This is a genomic window from Amycolatopsis sp. DSM 110486 (genome assembly GCF_019468465.1).
Classification (GTDB): domain Bacteria; phylum Actinomycetota; class Actinomycetes; order Mycobacteriales; family Pseudonocardiaceae; genus Amycolatopsis.
In genome coordinates, this window is sequence record NZ_CP080519.1 from 6,989,834 (window position 1) to 7,007,002 (window position 17,169).

Genomic DNA, 17,169 nt, shown 5'->3' on the forward strand with positions numbered 1-17,169 from the left:
ACCCCGGAATGAGGAAGCATGACCGAGGACAAGCTGCGCACCTACCTCAAGCGCGTGACGACCGACCTGCAGCAGACGCGTCAGCGGCTGAAGGAGAGCCAGGAGCGGCAGCGCGAGCCGATCGCCGTGGTCGGTATGGCCTGCCGGCTGCCGGGCGGGGCCGACACGCCTGAGCAGCTGTGGCAGCTGGTCGTCGACGAGGTGGACGCGGTCGGCCCGTTCCCGACCGACCGCGGCTGGGACCTGGCCGCGCTGTACGACGCCGACCCGGACCGGTCGGGCACCACGTACACGACGCAGGGCGCGTTCCTGCGCGGCGCGGGCAACTTCGACCCGTCGGTGTTCGGCATTTCGCCGCGCGAGGCCTCGATGATGGATCCGCAGCAGCGGTTGCTGCTCGAGATCTCGTGGGAAGCGGTGGAGCGGGCGGGGATCGCGCCGTTGTCGTTGCGGGGCAGCCGGACCGGGGTGTTCGTCGGCGGCGCGGCGCTCGAACACACCGCGGCGCTGATGGGCGTGCCGGGCGGGGAGGCGTACGCGCTGACCGGCGGCACGGGCAGCGTGATGTCCGGCCGCATCGCCTACGTCCTCGGGCTCGAGGGACCGGCCGTGTCGGTCGACACGGCCTGCTCTTCGTCGCTCGTCGCGATGCACACGGCCATCCAGTCCCTGCGGCAGAACGACTGCTCGCTCGCCCTGGCGGGTGGGGCCGCGATTCTCGCCACCCCGTCGGGATTCGTGGCGTTCGCGCGTCAGCGCGGGCTGGCGGTCGACGGCCGGTGCAAGGCGTTTTCCGACGCGGCCGACGGGATCGGCTGGGGCGAGGGTGCCGCGGTCGTGCTGCTGGAGCGGCTGTCGGATGCGCGTCGCAACGGGCATCGGGTGCTGGCGGTGGTGCGGGGTTCGGCGGTGAACCAGGATGGTGCGTCCAACGGGCTCACGGCACCGAATGGTCCTTCGCAGGAACGGGTGATCCGCGACGCGCTGGCGAGTGCCGGGCTTTCGGCGGCCGAGGTGGACGCCGTCGAGGCCCACGGGACGGGCACGAAGCTGGGCGATCCGATCGAGGCGCAGGCGTTGCTGGCGACGTACGGGCAGGACCGGCTCGGGGGCGAGCCGCTGTGGCTGGGTTCGGTGAAGTCGAACATCGGCCACACGCAGGCCGTTTCCGGTGTGGCCGGCGTGATCAAGATGGTCGAGTCGTTGCGGCATGGGGTGCTGCCGGCGACGTTGCACGTCGGGGAGCGGTCGGCGGAGGTCGACTGGTCCGCGGGCGCGGTGGAACTGCTGACCAAGGCGCGGGAGTGGCCGGAAACGGATCGGCCGCGGCGGGCGGCGGTGTCGTCGTTCGGGATGAGCGGCACGAACGCGCACGTCGTGCTGGAGCAGACACCCGAGGAGGAGCCGGCCGAGGCGGGCGCCGGTTCCGGCGGGCCGGCGTCGTGGGTGGTGTCCGCTGGGTCGGAAGCCGCCTTGCGGGAGCAGGCCCGGCGGCTGGACACGGTGGCGTCGGAGTCGGCGTGGCAGGCCGGTGACCTCGGGTGGGCGCTGGCGGCGGGGCGGTCGCGGTTCGAGCATCGCGCGGTGGTGATCGGTGGCGACCGTGCGGCGCTGGTGGCGGGTGTGCGTGCGGTGGCCGAGGGTGTCGAGTCTCCGGATGTGGTGCGGGGGTTGGTGTCGGGTTCCGGTGGTGTGGCTGGTGTTTTTGCTGGTCAGGGTGGTCAGTGGGTTGGCATGGGTCGGGCGTTGTGGGAAGCGTCTGCGGTGTTTGCGGAGTCGATGGTTGCGTGTGAGCGGGCTCTGTCGCCGTGGGTTGACTGGTCGTTGTCCGAGGTGCTCGATGATCCGGTGGCGATGGACCGGGTGTCGGTGGTGCAGCCGGTGTCGTGGGCGGTTGCGGTGTCGTTGGCGGCTTTGTGGGCTGAGGCTGGTGTTGTTCCGGCTGTGGTGGTTGGGCATTCGCAGGGTGAGATCGCGGCTGCGTGTGTTGCTGGTGCGTTGAGTTTGGAGGACGGGGCGCGGGTTGTGGCGGTGCGGTCGGCGTTGATCGAACGTTCGCTTTCGGGCTTGGGGGCGATGGGGTCGATTGCCTGGCCGGCGGAGCGCGTCGAGGAGGCGATCACGACGCTGGAGTTGACCGGTGTCGGTGTGGCGGCGGTGAACAGTCCGGGTGCGGTGATCGTGTCGGGCACGATCGGCGACGTCGAAACGCTGGTTGGGCATTGCGCGAATGAGGGTGCGCGGGCGCGTCGGATTCCGGTGGACTATGCCTCGCACTCGGCGCAGGTCGACACGATCGCCGGCGAGCTGCGTGCTGCGCTCGGCGAAATCTCGCCGCAGGCTTCCGCTGTTCCCATGGTTTCCACTGTTACCGGGCAACGTGTCGATACCACGACGCTGGACGCGGACTACTGGGTTCGGAATCTGCGTTCGACGGTGCGGTTCGCCGACGCGATCACCGCGGTTGCCGAGAGCGGGTTCAGCCGGTTCCTCGAAATCAGTGCCCATCCCGTTCTCACGACCGCTGTCGACGAGATCACCGGTGGCACTGTCCTGCACACGTTGACCCGTAACGGCGGCACTTACCGGCAGTGGCTCACTGCCCTCGCGACCGCGCACGTCACCGGAATCGACGTCACCCTCCCGCAACCCACCCCCCGTCCCACCTACCTGGCCGACCTGCCGACGTATCCCTTCCAGCACCAGCACTTCTGGCTCACCCCGGAGGCTTCGCCCGAGCGGACACCGGCCGACGACACGTTCTGGTCCATTGTGGAGCAACGGGACGCCTCGGTGATCGCGCAGGCGGTGGGCGGCGGCGTCCCGGCCGAGTTCTGGGAACAGGCACTGCCAGCGCTGAACCGGTGGCGCGATCGGGACCGTCGCCGCCACACCCTCGACGACTGGCGCTACCGGGTGACCTGGGCGGCCGCGTCCGCGCCGCCCGCGCACCTGGCCGGCATCTGGCTCCTCGTGACCACCCGTGACGAGGTCTGGCCCGACCGGATCCACGACGCGCTGGTCGCCCACGGCGCCAAGGCCGAACGGCTCGTCGTCGATCCCGCTCGCGACGACCTGACCGCCCTGCTCGCCGAGAAACTCGACGGGCTCGGCGGCCTCGCCGGGATCCTTTCCCTGCTGGGCCTCGACGAAGAACCACTGCCCGCGGCGCCCGGAGTCGGCGCCGGCCTCTACGGCACCGTGTCGCTCAGCCAGGCGCTGCGGCACCTGGAGATCGACGCGCCGCTGTGGGTCGCGACGCAGGGAGCCGGCGCGCTCGACGGCGAACCGCCGGTCCGCCCCGGCCAGGCCCAGGTGTGGGCGCTCGGCCAGGTCATCGGACTGGAACAGCCGCGAACCTGGGGAGGTCTCGTCGACCTGCCCGGGAAGTGGGGGCGCCGGAGCGCCGAGCTGTTCGCCGCCGCGCTTTCCTGGGACACCGGCGAGGACCAGCTGGCAGTGCGCGGGTCCGGAGTGTGGGTACGCCGGCTGGTTCGTACTGCCGGTCGTCCGGGCGGGTGGGCTCCGCGAGGCACGGTGCTGGTGACCGGTGGCACCGGCGGCATCGGCCGGCACGTGGCCCGCTGGCTCGTCGCGAACGGCGCGGAGCGGGTCGTGCTCCTCTCGCGCAGCGGGGCGAACGCCGGGGACGAGCTGGAATCCGGGGTTTCGGTGGTGCGCTGCGACGTGGCGGACCGGGCCGCGCTGGCGCAGGTGCTGGCCGGCCTCTCGGCCGAGCTGACCGCCGTTGTCCACGCCGCCGGGGTCACCGCGTACGAAGAGACCGCCACGACAAGCCTCGAGAACTTCGCTTCCGTGCTTTCGGCCAAAGTGGACGGTGCCAGAAACCTCGACGAGCTGACCGCGGATCTCGACCTCGACGCCTTGGTGCTCTTCTCCTCCGGCGCCGCGATCTGGGGCAGCCACGGCAACGGTGCCTACGCCGCCGCGAACGCCTTCCTCAACGGCCTGGCCGAGCAGCGCCGCGCCCGTGGCCTGCCGGCGACGGCGATCGCCTGGGGCGGCTGGCGGAATTCCGGCATGGCGGCCGGCGACGCCGGTCAGCTGCTGACCCGGCTGGGCCTGCGGATGATGGATCCCGAACTCGCGGTGACGGCGATGGCCGAGGCCGTGGGCAGCGGCGAGACGACACTGACGGTGTCCAATATGGACTGGGCTCGGTTCACCCCGGGCTACACGATGGCACGGCGCCGTCCGCTGATCGAGGACATCCCCGAGGTCGCCGCCGTGCTGAAGGAGGAGGCCGAAAGCGCTGCGACCACCGGCTCGGGCGACGCCGCCTTCACCGCCGGCCTCGTGCCGCTGGCCGAGACCGAGCGGCGCGGCGCGCTCGCCGATCTCGTGCGCCGGGAAGCTGCGGCCGTCCTCGGCCACGCCTCCGCCGCGGACGTCTCGCTCGGCAAGCCGTTCCAGTCCCTGGGGTTCGACTCGCTGACCGCGTTGGAGCTACGCAACCGGATCGGCGCAGCCACGGGCCTGCGGCTGCCCGCCACCCTGATCTTCGACTACCCGACCGTGCCGCAACTGGCCCGGCACCTCGACGACGCGCTGTTCGGCGGCGCGGCCGACGCCCTCACCCTGGCTCCCGCACCGGCGCCGGCGCAGGCCGACCCCATGGTGATCGTCGGCATGGCCTGCCGGTTCCCCGGTCACGTCCGCGGCCCCGAGGACCTCTGGCAGCTGGTCGCCGGCGAACGCGACGAGATGACCGGGTTCCCCGCCGACCGCGGCTGGGGCGGGGCCGGGCTCTTCGACCCGGGACGCGGGGCGCTGGCGTCGGGGCAGGGCGCGTTCCTGGCCGAGGCCGGCGACTTCGACTCCGCGTTCTTCGGCATCTCGCCGCGCGAAGCGCTGGTCATGGACCCGCAGCAACGACTGCTGCTCGAGTCCGCGTGGGAAGCGCTGGAGGACGGCGGGATCGACCCGTTGGCTCTGCGCGGCAGCCGGACCGGCGTGTTCGTCGGCGGCACGCCGCAGGAGTACGGCGCCGTGCTGATGAGCGCGCCGGAGGTGGCGGCGGGTTACGGCCTGACCGGGTCCGCGGGCAGCGTGATGTCGGGCCGGATCGCCTACACACTCGGCCTGGAGGGGCCGGCCGTCACGGTCGACACCGCCTGCTCGTCTTCGCTCATGGCCCTGCACCTGGCCGGGCAGGCGCTGCGGGGCGGTGAATGCGACCTGGCGCTCGCCGGCGGGGTCACGGTCATGTCGACACCCGGCGCGTTCGCCGAGTTCTCCCGCCAGGGCGGGTTGGCGACCGACGGCCGGTGCAAGGCCTTCGCCGATGCAGCCGACGGCACAGGCTGGGGCGAGGGCGTCGCGATGCTGGTGGTCGAGCGCTTGTCCGACGCGCGGCGCAACGGGCACGAGGTGCTGGCGGTGGTCCGGGGGAGCGCCGCCAACCAGGACGGTGCCAGCAACGGCCTCACCGCGCCGAACGGCCCGTCGCAGCAGCGGGTGATCGCGCAGGCGCTCGCGAACGCAGGGCTCGGCCCAGTCGACGTCGACGCGGTCGAAGGCCACGGCACGGGCACCCGGCTGGGCGACCCGATCGAGGCGCAGGCCCTGCTCGCGACCTACGGCCGGGGCCGCGACGAGGACAACCCCGTGTGGCTCGGTTCGCTCAAGTCCAACATCGGGCACACGCAGTACGCGGCGGGCGCGGGCGGGGTGATCAAGATGGTGCTCGCGATGCGGCACGAACTGCTGCCCCGCACCTTGCACGTCGACAAACCGACCGAGCAGGTGGACTGGTCCGCGGGCACGGTGCGGCTGCTCACCGAGGCCCGGGCCTGGCCGGCCGGTGACCGGGTGCGGCGGGCGGGCGTCTCGTCGTTCGGCATCAGCGGGACCAACGTGCACGTGATCATCGAGGAACCGGCGTCCGTCGCCGAACCCGCCCCGGAAACCCAGACGCCAGAGGAAATCCGGCCCTCCGGCCTGTGGGCCTGGCCGCTGTCGGCCAGGTCGGCGACGGCCCTGCCCGCCCAGGCGGCCCGGTTGCTCGACCGGGTGGCCGCGGCGCAGGACACCGACGCCGGCGACGTCGCCTGTGCCCTGGCCACGACGCGCGCCGCGCTGGAGCACCGCGCCGTCGTCCTCGGTGCCGACGAAACCGAGCTGCGCGCGGGACTCGCCGCGCTCGCCGCCGGCGATGCCGCGCCCGGTGTCGTGCGCGACTTCGTCCGCGACGGTCGCACCGCGTTCCTGTTTCCCGGCCAGGGCGCGCAGCGGCCGGGGATGGGCCGGGAGCTGGCCGAGGCTTACCCCGTCTTCGCCGAGGCGCTCGACGAGGTGTGCGCCCAGTTCGACGGCGAGCTGACCCGGCCCCTCCGTGACGTGCTGTTCGCCGATGCCGGGTCCGCGGACGCGGCGGCCCTTGATGACACGGCGTTCACCCAGCCCGCGTTGTTCGCGATCGGCGTGGCCCTGCACCGGCTCCTCGAGCAGTGGGGCGTACGGCCCGACGTGGTGGCCGGCCACTCGATCGGCGAGCTGACCGCCGCCCACGTCGCCGGGCTGTGGTCGTTGCCGGACGCCTGCCGCGTGGTGGCCGCGCGGGCCCGGCTGATGGCGGCTTTGCCGGTGGGCGGCGGGATGCTCGCCGTCGCCGCGAGCGAGAGCGAGGTCGCCGACGCGCTCGCCACGGCCGATCCGGCCGCGATCGGCGTCGCGGCGGTCAACGGGCCGGCGTCGGTGGTGCTGTCCGGTGGGAAAACGGCCCTCGAAACGCTGGCGCGGCGGTTCGGCGACCTCGGCCGGCGGGTGAAGTTCCTGCCGGTGAGCCACGCGTTCCACTCGCCGCTCGTCGAGCCCGTGCTCGACGAGTTCGCCACCGTGCTCGATCAGGTCGGGTTCGCGCAGCCGCGGATCGCCGCGGTGTCCACGCTCACCGGTGAGCCCCTGTCCGCCGAGCTGTGGGGCGATCCGGGGTACTGGGTCCGGCACGCGCGCGGCACGGTGCGGTTCGCCGACGGCGTGCGCGCCCTGCTGGGGTACGACGTCCGGACCGCCTGGGAACTGGGCCCGGGCGCCACGCTCACCGCGATGGTCGCCGAGATCTGCGCTGAACCTGAAGACCTCATTGTCCTCCCGGCGTTGCGGGGCGAAGACGGCGAAGCACGGGCGATCGTGCGAGCGGTGGGGCACGCGCACAGCCGCGGCGTCCCCGTGGACTGGACGGCGTTCACCGGTGTCCCCGGGCGACGGGTCGCGTTGCCGACGTACGCGTTCGAGCACCAGCGCTACTGGCTGAAGCCCGGCGGCGGCGGTGCGCCGGCGGCGATCGGGCTCACGGCCAGCGGGCATCCGCTGCTCGGCGCCGAGACCCCGGTGGCGGGCAGCGACGAGGTCCTGTTCACCGGCCGGCTGTCGCGGGACACGCAGCCGTGGCTCGCCGACCACGCGCTCGGCGGGACCGCGATCCTGCCCGGCACCGCGTTCGCCGAGCTGGCGCTGCACGCCGGCACCCGGGTCGGCCTCGACTGCGTCGAGGAGCTCACCCTCGCCGCACCGCTGGTGCTCCCGCCCGACGGCGGAGTGGCCGTGCAGTTGATCGTCGGCGCGCCCGGCGACGCCGGCCACCGCCCGGTCCGGATCTCCTCCCGGGGCGACGACGCTCCTGAATGGACGGTGAACGCGGCCGGCCTGCTCGGCTCGTCCGCCGTGGCGCCGGCCGGTTTCGCGGACACCGCCTGGCCTCCGGCGGACGCGGTCCCGGTCGACCTCGACGGGTTCTACGAAAGCCTGGCCGACGGTGCCGTCGTGTACGGGCCGGCGTTCCGGGGGCTGCGCGCGATGTGGCGCCGAGCGGGCGAGGTGTTCGCCGAGATCGAACTTCCCGCCGAACAGGCCGGGTTCGCGGTGCATCCGGCGCTGGTCGATGCCGCGCTGCAGCCGCTCGCCCTCGGGGTGCCCGCCGCGGACGGGGAACCGGACGTCCGCGGGGTGCCGTTCGCGTTCGAAGGCGTGCGGCTCTTCGCCGAGGGCGCGGAGACCGCCCGTGTGCGCCTGTCGCGCGGACCCGGTGGCACCGCGTCGGTGCTCATAGCGGACGACGCCGGCGAGCCGGTCCTCACGATCGACGCGCTGACGCTGCGGGCCCCGGCCGTGGCTCCGGTGGCTCAGAACAGCGGAGACCTGCTCGCCCTCGAATGGGGGGCGGTCGAGCCGGCCGCGGGCGAGGTCGCCACGGACTGGGCTGTGCTCGGGTTCGACCCGCTCGAGCTGCGACCGCGGCTGATCGAGGCCGGGATGTCGCTCAGCACCTACCTCGATCCTCAGTCGCTCGACGACGCCCTCGACGCCGGAGTACCGGTGCCGCGGACCGTCCTGGTGTTCTGCGCGGCCGGCCAGGAAGACGGCGTGGTGGCGCAAACCCACGCGCTCACCCGCCGCGTGCTGGAGCTCGTCCGGCACTGGCTCACCGACCACCGCCTCACCGAGCACCGGCTGGTGGTGGTGACCCGCCGAGCGGTCGCGACCGCGCCGGACGACGAGCCCGAGGACGTGAGCGCCGCGGCCGCGTGGGGCCTGCTGCGCAGCGCACAGCAGGAGAACCCCACCCGGATCGTCGTGGTCGACCTCGACGACGAACCCGCCTCGCACCGCGTGTTCGCGGCGGCGGTCGCCACCGGGGAGGCGCAGCTCGCGCTGCGGGCCGGCGCGGTGCTGGTGCCTCGCCTGCGCCGGGTCGAGGCCGCCGAAGCGGCCGGTGCCGAACCAGGCGACCGTGAACGCGGCCTCGAGGCGCGGGGCACCGTCCTCGTCACCGGGGCGGGCGGGGCGCTCGGTGGCCACGTGGTCCGGCACCTCGCCGCCGCCCACGGAGTGCGGCACCTCGTCCTGGCGAGCCGGCGCGGCACCGTCGACCCGGGTCTGCTGGCGGAGCTGACCGAGCTCGGCGCCGACGTGACCGTGGCCGCTTGCGACGTGGCGGACCGCGCCGCCGTGGCCGCCCTGCTCGCGGCGGTCCCGGCCGAGCGGCCGCTGGAGCGGGTGGTGCACGTGGCGGGTGCGCTCGACGACGGGCTCGTCACGTCACTCGACGGCGACCGGCTCCACGCGGTCCTCCGGCCGAAGGTCGACGGGGCCTGGCACCTGCACGAGCTGACCTCGGCCGAGCTGGTGCTGTTCTCCTCCGCGGCGGGGATCCTCGGCAGCCAGGGGCAGGCCAACTACGCCGCTGCCAACGCGTTCCTCGACGCCCTCGCCGCGCACCGCCGGGCCGAGGGTCTGCCCGCCCGGTCGCTGGCCTGGGGCGCCTGGGAGGTCGACGGCGGGATGACCGGGCAACTCGACGAGACGAACCGGACCAGGATGGGCCGCAGCGGGATGATCGGGTTCACGCCCGAGCGCGGTCTGGCGGCGTTCGACGCCGCCCTCGGCGTCGACGCGGCGGTCGTGGTGCCGATGCGGCTCGCCGGCGGCACTCCGCCCGCGGGGTTCGAGGTTCCGCCGGTGCTGCGGGATCTGGTCCGGCTGCCCCTCCGCCGCACCGCGCGGCGCGGCGGCCTGCGCGACCGGTTCGCGGGCCTGGCCGGACCCGAGCGGGAGGCGGCGCTGGTCGAGCTCGTGCGCGCGGAGACCGCGGCCGTGCTCGGCCACTCCGACCCATCGGCGCTGGAGACCGGCCGGGCCTTCGGGGAGCTGGGCTTCGACTCCCTGACGTCGGTCGAGCTGCGCAACCGGCTCAACACCGCCCTGGACCTGCGGCTCGCGCCGACCCTGGTCTTCGACCACCCCACGCTGGGCGCGCTCGCCGGCGAGCTGGGCACCCTGCTCGACCGGACCGGTGGGGCCGTGCCGCCGCCGGCCGAGGTCGACCGGCAGACCGCGCTCGTCAACGGCATCGAGACGCTCTACCGCCAGGCGTGCGAGGCCGGGCAGTACGAGGTGGCCCACCGGGTGCTCACCACGACGGCCCGGCTGCGGCGCAGCTTCACCGACGCCGGCGCGGTCGAGAAGGGACCCGACCTGGTCCGGCTCGCCTCCGGCGACGGTCGGTTGCCGCTGGTCTGTTTCCCGTCGACCTCGGTGTGGTCCAGTGACCAGGAGTTCGTGAGCCTGGCGAGCACCCTGCGCGGGCGCCGGGACATGTGGTCGCTGATGCTCCCGGGCTTCGTGCCCGGCGAGGACGTGGCGGCCGATCTCGCCGCCCTCGCCGACTACGGCGCGCGGCGGATCGTGGCGCGCCTCGGCGACGGGCCCGTCGCGCTGGCGGGCCGGTCCTCGGGCGGCATGGTGGCCCACGCCGTCGCCGCCCGCCTCGAGGCCCTCGGCGTGCCGGTCCGCGGTGTGGTCCTGGTGGACACCTACCTGTCCGACAACGAGCAGACCCACTACATCATGCCGGTCATGGAGATGCGCACCCTGGAGATGGAAAAGGACTTCGGCCGCATGACCGGGGTCCGCCTCACCGCGATGGCGGCCTACCTGATGCTGTTCGAGCACTGGCTCCCCGCACCGGTGTCCGCGCCCACACTCCTCGTCCGGGCCACCGAGTTCGTCGGCGCCGAACCCGACGCGGAACCCGTGCCGGGCGAGCAGTGGCAGACCACCTGGCCGCTGACCCACGACCAGGTCGACGTGCCGGGCAACCACTACAGCATGGTCGAGGAACACCGCGAGGTCACCGCCCGCGCCATGCAGGAGTGGCTGCTCGAACGGGAATGACGCACACGCCCCGACCGGACCCCGCCGGACGCGCACCGCGTCCGGCGGGGTCTTTCGCTGGTGCGTGCGTGGTTTCCGGTGGGGGAGTTCGTCCGCGCCGGGTACGAAAACAGCGCCACCCTTCGGGAGGGCGGCGCTGTTTTCCTGCCGGTGGACGGGTTCCGGTCAGTCCTTGCCGAGGCTGGCCAGGGCGAGGCGGACGAGTTCGGAGTCGTCCGCCTCGAGGATCCGGTCGGTGTCGTCCGGCGGGGGCTCGGGCGTCTCGGGGTCGGGCGTGCGGGCGAGGTCGAGGAGCGGGTCGAGGAGACCGGCCTGGCGCAGGCGGGCCACCGGGATGGCCGCGAGGGCCTGCCGGATCTCGTCGTCGGGGTCGGCGGTCGCACCGGCGTCGGCGTCGTCCGGGACGAGCTGCGCGGACAGGTGTTCGGCGAGTGCCGAGGTGCGCGGGTGGTCGAACACGAGGCTCACCGGCAGCCGCAGGCCGGTTTCCGCGGCGAGGCGGTTGCGCAGCTCCACCGAGGTCAGCGAGTCGAAGCCCAGGTCGCGGAAGGACTTGTCGAGGCCGACCGACTTCGGGTCGGTGTGGCCGAGCACGGTGGCGACGTGGCGGCGCACCATCTCGACCAGCAGGTCGAGGCGGTCGGGCCGGGACATCCGCTCGAGGCGTTCCCGCAGCGCGTCGCCGTCGCCCGCGAACTCGGCGGCGCGCCGGGTGGCGGGGCGGACCAGGTCGCGCAGCAGGGCCGGCACGGGCTGGGTCTGCCGGCGCAGGCCGGCGAGGTCCAAGCGCGCGGTGACCAGGGCCGGGTTTCCGGCGCCGAGCGCCGCGTCGAGGAGCGCGAGGCCCTCGGCGGTCTCGAGGGGCAGGGCGCCGCCGCGGCCGAGCCGGCGACGGTCCCGTTCCTCCAGGTGTCCGGTCATGCCGCTCGCGGCCGCCCACAGTCCCCAAGCCAGGGAAGTGCCGGGGAGGCCGTGCCGGCGACGGTGGCGAGCCAGGCCGTCGAGGAAGGCGTTGCCCGCCGCGTAGCCGGCCTGACCCGCGCTGCCGAAGGTCCCGGCGGCCGACGAGAAGAGCACGAACAGCGACAGGTTCATCGGCTCGGTCAGCTCGTGCAGGTGCCAGGCACCGTCCACTTTGGGCGCGAGGACCCGGTGCAGCCGGTCGGGGTCCAGCGAGTCCAGCGTCGCGTCGTCGGTGATCCCGGCGAGGTGCACGACCCCGGCGATCGGGTGCCGGGCGCCGACATCGGCGAGCAGGCCCGCGACGGCCGCGCGGTCGCCGACGTCGCAGGCCGAGACCGTGACCGCGCCGCCGAGCCCGGACGCCTCGGTGGCGAGTTCGAGGACCTCCGGGGTCGTGGTGCCCGACCGGCTCGTGAGCACCAGGTGCCGGAAGCCGTGGCGCCGCAGGAGGTGCCGGGCGACGAGCAGCCCGAGCCGGCCGGTGCCGCCGGTGAGGATCACCGCTCCGTCGCCCGCGTCGAACGTGAGCACGGCCTTGCCCGTGATCGCGGCCTGGCTCAGCGCGCGCAACGCCTGCGGCGCCTCGCGAACGTGCCAGGTCGTCACGCGGGGCGGCTCGAGGACCCCGGCTGCGAAGAGCCGGGCGAGCTCGCCGAGGATCTCACCGACCCGGTCCGCGGACACCGCGCTCAGGTCGAACGCCGTGTACCGCGTGCCGGGGTGGTCCCGGCCGGCCGTCTCGGGGTCACGCAGGTCCGTCTTGCCCATCTCCACGAACCGGCCACCGGAGCGCAGGGACCGCAGGCCCGCGTCGACGAACTCCCCGCTCAACGAGTTCAGCACCACGTCGACGCCGTCCGAACCGTCCGAAAAGGACTTCTCGAACTCCGTGGTCCGCGACGAGGCGATGTGGTCGTCGGCCAGGCCGGCCGCCCGCAGCGCCGGCCACTTGCCCTCGCTCGCGGTGCCGAAGACCTCCGCGCCGAGGTGCCGGGCCAGCTGCACCGCCGCGGTCCCCACCCCGCCGGCGGCGGCGTGCACGAGCACGCGTTCCCCGGCCCGCAGCCCCGCGAGGTCGACCAATCCGTGGTAGGCGGTCAGGAACGCGACCGGCACCGCGGCGGCCGCGGCGAACGACCAGCCGTCGGGTATCGGCACCACGGTCCGTTCGTCGCACACCGCGACGGGGGCGAAGGCGCCGTCGAACATGCCCATCACCCGGTCGCCGGGCGCGAACCGGGTGACCGCGGAACCGACCTCGACCACGACCCCGGCACCTTCACTGCCCGGGCGCGCGGCACCGGGGTAGACGTCGAGCGCGATGAGCACGTCGCGGAAGTTGACGCCCGCGGCCCGCACCGCGATCCGGACTTCACCCGGCGCGAGCGGCGCGTCGGCGGCCGCGTTCGCGACCACCGCGAGGCCGTCGAGCGAACCCCGCTGTACGCAGTCCAGCCGCCAGGCGCTTTCGCCGGCCGGGGGCAGCGCCAAGGTGCCGGGTGCGGGGCGAGCCGGGCCCAGCCGGGGCGCGTGCAGCCGGCCGTCGCGCACCGCCAGCACGGGCTCGCCGGTCGCGAGGGCGCGGTTCACCAGCTCGGCGTCGGGCTCCGTCGAGTCGTCGAGGTCCAGCAGGACGATCCGGCCGGGGTGCTCCGCCTGCGCGGAGCGCACGAGACCGGTGATCGGCGCGTGCGCGAGGTGCACGTCCTCCTCGGCCACGGCGGCCGCGCGGCGGGTCACCACGACGATCGCGGGTTCGTCCTGCGCGAGCGCGTCCCGCAAGGCCGCGACCGTCCAGCCGGTGACCTCGTGCGCGAGGTCGGCGACGTCGCCGGCTGCCTTGTCGGGGCACCGCAGCAGGACCACCGGTCCGCCGCCGGATTCGCCGGCGGACACCGGTTTCCAGCGCACCTCGTACAGGGATTCCGGCGCGGCGGAGCCGAGGCCGCTCAGCTGGGCCGCGCCGACCGGGCGCAGCACGAGGGACTCGACGGTGACCACCGGCAGTCCGGCGCCGTCGTAGGCGCGCACTGTCACCCCGCCCCGCGCGTCCCGCGAGAGGTGGACCCGCAGGGCGCGGGCACCCGTCGCGTGGACGCGCAAACCCGCCCATGAGAACGGCAGGTGTGCGGCGCCGGTGCCCGGGCCGCCGAGCGGGTGCAGGGCGGCGTCGAGCAGTGCCGGGTGCACCGCGAACGCGCCGGGCTCCAGCGTGTCCGGCAGGGCGACCTCGGCGTACACCTCGTCCCCGGCCCGCCAAGCCGCGCGAACCGCCCGGAACGTCGCGCCGTAGTCCAGGCCGGCGTCGTGCAGCGCCGAGTACAGCTCGTCGACGTCGGCCGGTTCCGCGGCCGCCGGCGGCCAGGCACCCGGCCAGGCGGGCTCGGCCACCTCGCCGGCGTCCTCGAGCACCCCCTCGGCGTGCGGTGTCCACAGTGGATCCGGATTGCCGGCGGGACGGCTGTGGACCGTGACGCGCCGGGACCCGTCGTCGTCCGCCTCGTCGACGAACAGCTGCACTTCGACCCTGCTCCGCTCCGCCAGCACCAAGGGAGCGGACAATGTCAGCTCCCGGACCGTGGCACACCCCAGCCGCTCACCGGCCCAGGCGGCGAGTTCGGCGAACGCGGTGCCGGGGAGCAAGACGGTGCCGGCGACGCGGTGGTCCGCCAGCCAGGGCGGTGTGCTCGCTGACAGCGTCCCGGTCCAGACCGCTGTGCCCGTTCCCGCGACCTCGACCGGCCTGCCGAGCAGGGGGTGCCCGCCTTCGTTCCTGACCATGGACGTGCCGGCGGTGAGCCAGAAGTGCTGGTGCTGGAAGGGATACGTCGGCAGATCCACCGGACGTCCGGAGCCGGTGGCGGGCTGGGGGAGGGTGAGGTCGAGGCCGGCGGCGTGGGCGGTGGCGACCGCGGTGAGCCACTGCCGGAGGTCGCCGTGGTCGCGGGTGAGGGTGTGCAGGGCGGGCGTGCCGGCGGTTTCTTCGACGGCGGTGGTGAGGACGGGGTGGGCGCTGATTTCCAGGAAGCGGGTGAAGCCGCTCTCGGTGATCGTGGTGATGGCGTCGGCGAACCGGACGGCCGATCGCAGGTTCCGCACCCAGTACTCCGCGTCGAGCGTGGTGGTGTCGACGCGCTGCCCGGTCACGGTGGAGATCATCGGGATCGTCGATTCCCCCGGGGTGATTCCCTTCAGCGCGGCGCGCAGTTCGTCGGCGATGATCTCCACCTGCGCCGAATGCGAGGCGTAGTCGACGGGGATCCGCCGGGCCCGAGCACCTTCGTTCGCGCAATACGCGACCAGCGCGTCGAGGTCATCGGTGGTGCCGGACACGATGACCGCGCCCGGGGAGTTGACCGCGGCAACGCCGACACCGGCCAGGCCCAGCGTGCTGATCGCTTCCTCGACCCGTTCGGCGGGCCAGGCGATCGACCCCATGGTCCCGAGACCGGAGAGGGAGCGTTCGATCAGTGCGGACCGCACGGCCACGATCCGGGCGGCATCGGCCAGGCTCAAAGCTCCTGCGACGCACGCGGCCGCGATCTCGCCTTGTGAATGCCCCACCACCACGCTCGGAACCACACCCACGCCGGCCCACAGCGCGGCCAGCGACACCGCGACCGCCCAGGAAACGGGCTGCACCACCGATACCCGCGCCATCGCGTCCGGGTCGTCGAGCACCCTCGACAGCGACCAGTCGACGTACGGCGACAGTGCCTCTTCACACGCGGCCATCGACTCGGCGAACATCGGCGACGCTTCCCCCAGCGCGCGGCCCATGCCGACCCACTGGCCACCCTGCCCGGCGAAAACCGCGGCCACACCACCGGAACCCGACACCACCCCACGCACGACATCCGGGGATTCGGTGCCCTCCGCGAGCGCGGACAACGCGGCCGGCACCGTCGCCCGGTCACCGATCACCACCGCGCGGTGCTCGAACCGCGCCCGGCCCGCCGCCAGCGAGTGCGCGACGTCCGCGACCGGCACCTCCGGATGAGCGGTCAGGAACTCACCCAACCGCGCGGCCTGCTCAGAGAGCGCCGCACCGGTCACCGCCGACAACGACAACAACACCTCACCGTCGGGCGGTGCCGGCACCACCGCGGTTTCCTCCGGTGCCTGCTCCAGGACTACGTGCGCGTTCGTGCCGCTCATGCCGAACGACGACACCCCCACCCGCCGCGGCCGTCCCGTCTCCGGCCAGCCCCTCGCCTCGGTCAGCAACTCCACCGCACCCGCGGTCCAGTCGACTTCACGCGAGGGCTCGTCCGCGTGCAACGTCGCCGGAAGCACCCCGTGGCGCAACGACTCCACCATCTTGATGACACCCGCGACACCGGCGGCGTACTGGGTGTGGCCGATGTTGGACTTCAGGGAGCCGAGCAGAAGGGGAGTGTCGCGGTGGCGGCCGTAGGTGGCGAGCAGGGCGTGGGCTTCGATGGGGTCGCCGAGAGTGGTGCCGGTGCCGTGGGCTTCGACGGCGTCCACTTCGGACGGATCGAGCCCCGCGACGGCCAGCGCGTCGCGGATCACGCGTTCCTGGGAGGGGCCGTGGGGTGCGGTGAGTCCGTTGGAGGCACCGTCCTGGTTGATCGCCGAGCCCCGGACGAGGGCGAGGATCCGGTGGTTGTGACGGCGGGCGTCGGCGAGGCGTTCCAGCACGACCATGCCGACGCCTTCGGACCAGCCCGTGCCATCGGCGGCAGCGGAGAACGCCTTGCACCTTCCGTCGGCCGCGAGCCCGCCCTGTCGCGAGAACTCCAGGAACACGCCCGGCGTGGACATCACCGTCACCCCACCGGCCAGCGCCAGGTCGCACTCACCGCCGCGCAACGCCTGCGCCGCCAGGTGCAGCCCGACCAAGGACGACGAACACGCTGTGTCCAGGGTGACGGCGGGTCCTTCCCACCCGAAGGTGTAAGACAGGCGTCCGGACAGCACGCTGCCCGAGCCGCCGGTCAGCAGGTGGCCCTCATCGCCGTGGCTCGACGTCGCGAGCAGTCCGCCGAAATCCTGCGACATGCCTCCGACGTAGACGCCGGTGCGGCTGCCGTGTAGCGACGACGGATCGATCCCCGCGCGCTCCACCGCCTCCCACGACACTTCCAACAGCAACCGCTGTTGCGGATCCATCGCCAGCGCCTCCCGCGGCGACACCCCGAAAAACCCCGCGTCGAACCCGCCCGCGTCGGCGAGAAAGCCGCCCTCGACCGTGTGTGCCCGGGCCTCACCGTCCACTTCGGATTCGTCGGGGTAGAGGTCCTCGGCCGGCCAGCCGCGGTCGGCGGGGAACGGCGTGATCGCGTCCCGTCCGTCGGCGACGAGGTGCCAGAGGTCCTCCGGGGTGCGCACTCCACCGGGGAACCGACAGGCCATCGCCACGATCGCGACCGGTTCGGCCGCCCTGCCCTCGAGCTCCTGAAGCCGGCGCTGCAGGGTCCGGCCGTCGGCGATCGCGCGTTTCAGGTACTCGCGAAGCTTCGCTTCTTCGGACATGACGTTCTTCAG

Annotated in this window: 2 pseudogenes; one reads left to right on the forward strand and one right to left on the reverse strand. The window is 73.7% G+C overall.

The features are described 5' to 3' along the window. Positions 1-51: 51 nt before the first annotated feature. A pseudogene (locus K1T34_RS34105) lies at positions 52-10,695 on the forward strand (type I polyketide synthase); the annotation flags it as partial. Positions 10,696-10,860: 165 nt separating this feature from the next. Here K1T34_RS34105 and K1T34_RS34110 read toward each other — a convergent pair. Further along, positions 10,861-17,142, reverse strand: a pseudogene (locus K1T34_RS34110) (SDR family NAD(P)-dependent oxidoreductase); the annotation flags it as partial. Between the last annotated feature and the right edge of the window lie 27 nt (positions 17,143-17,169).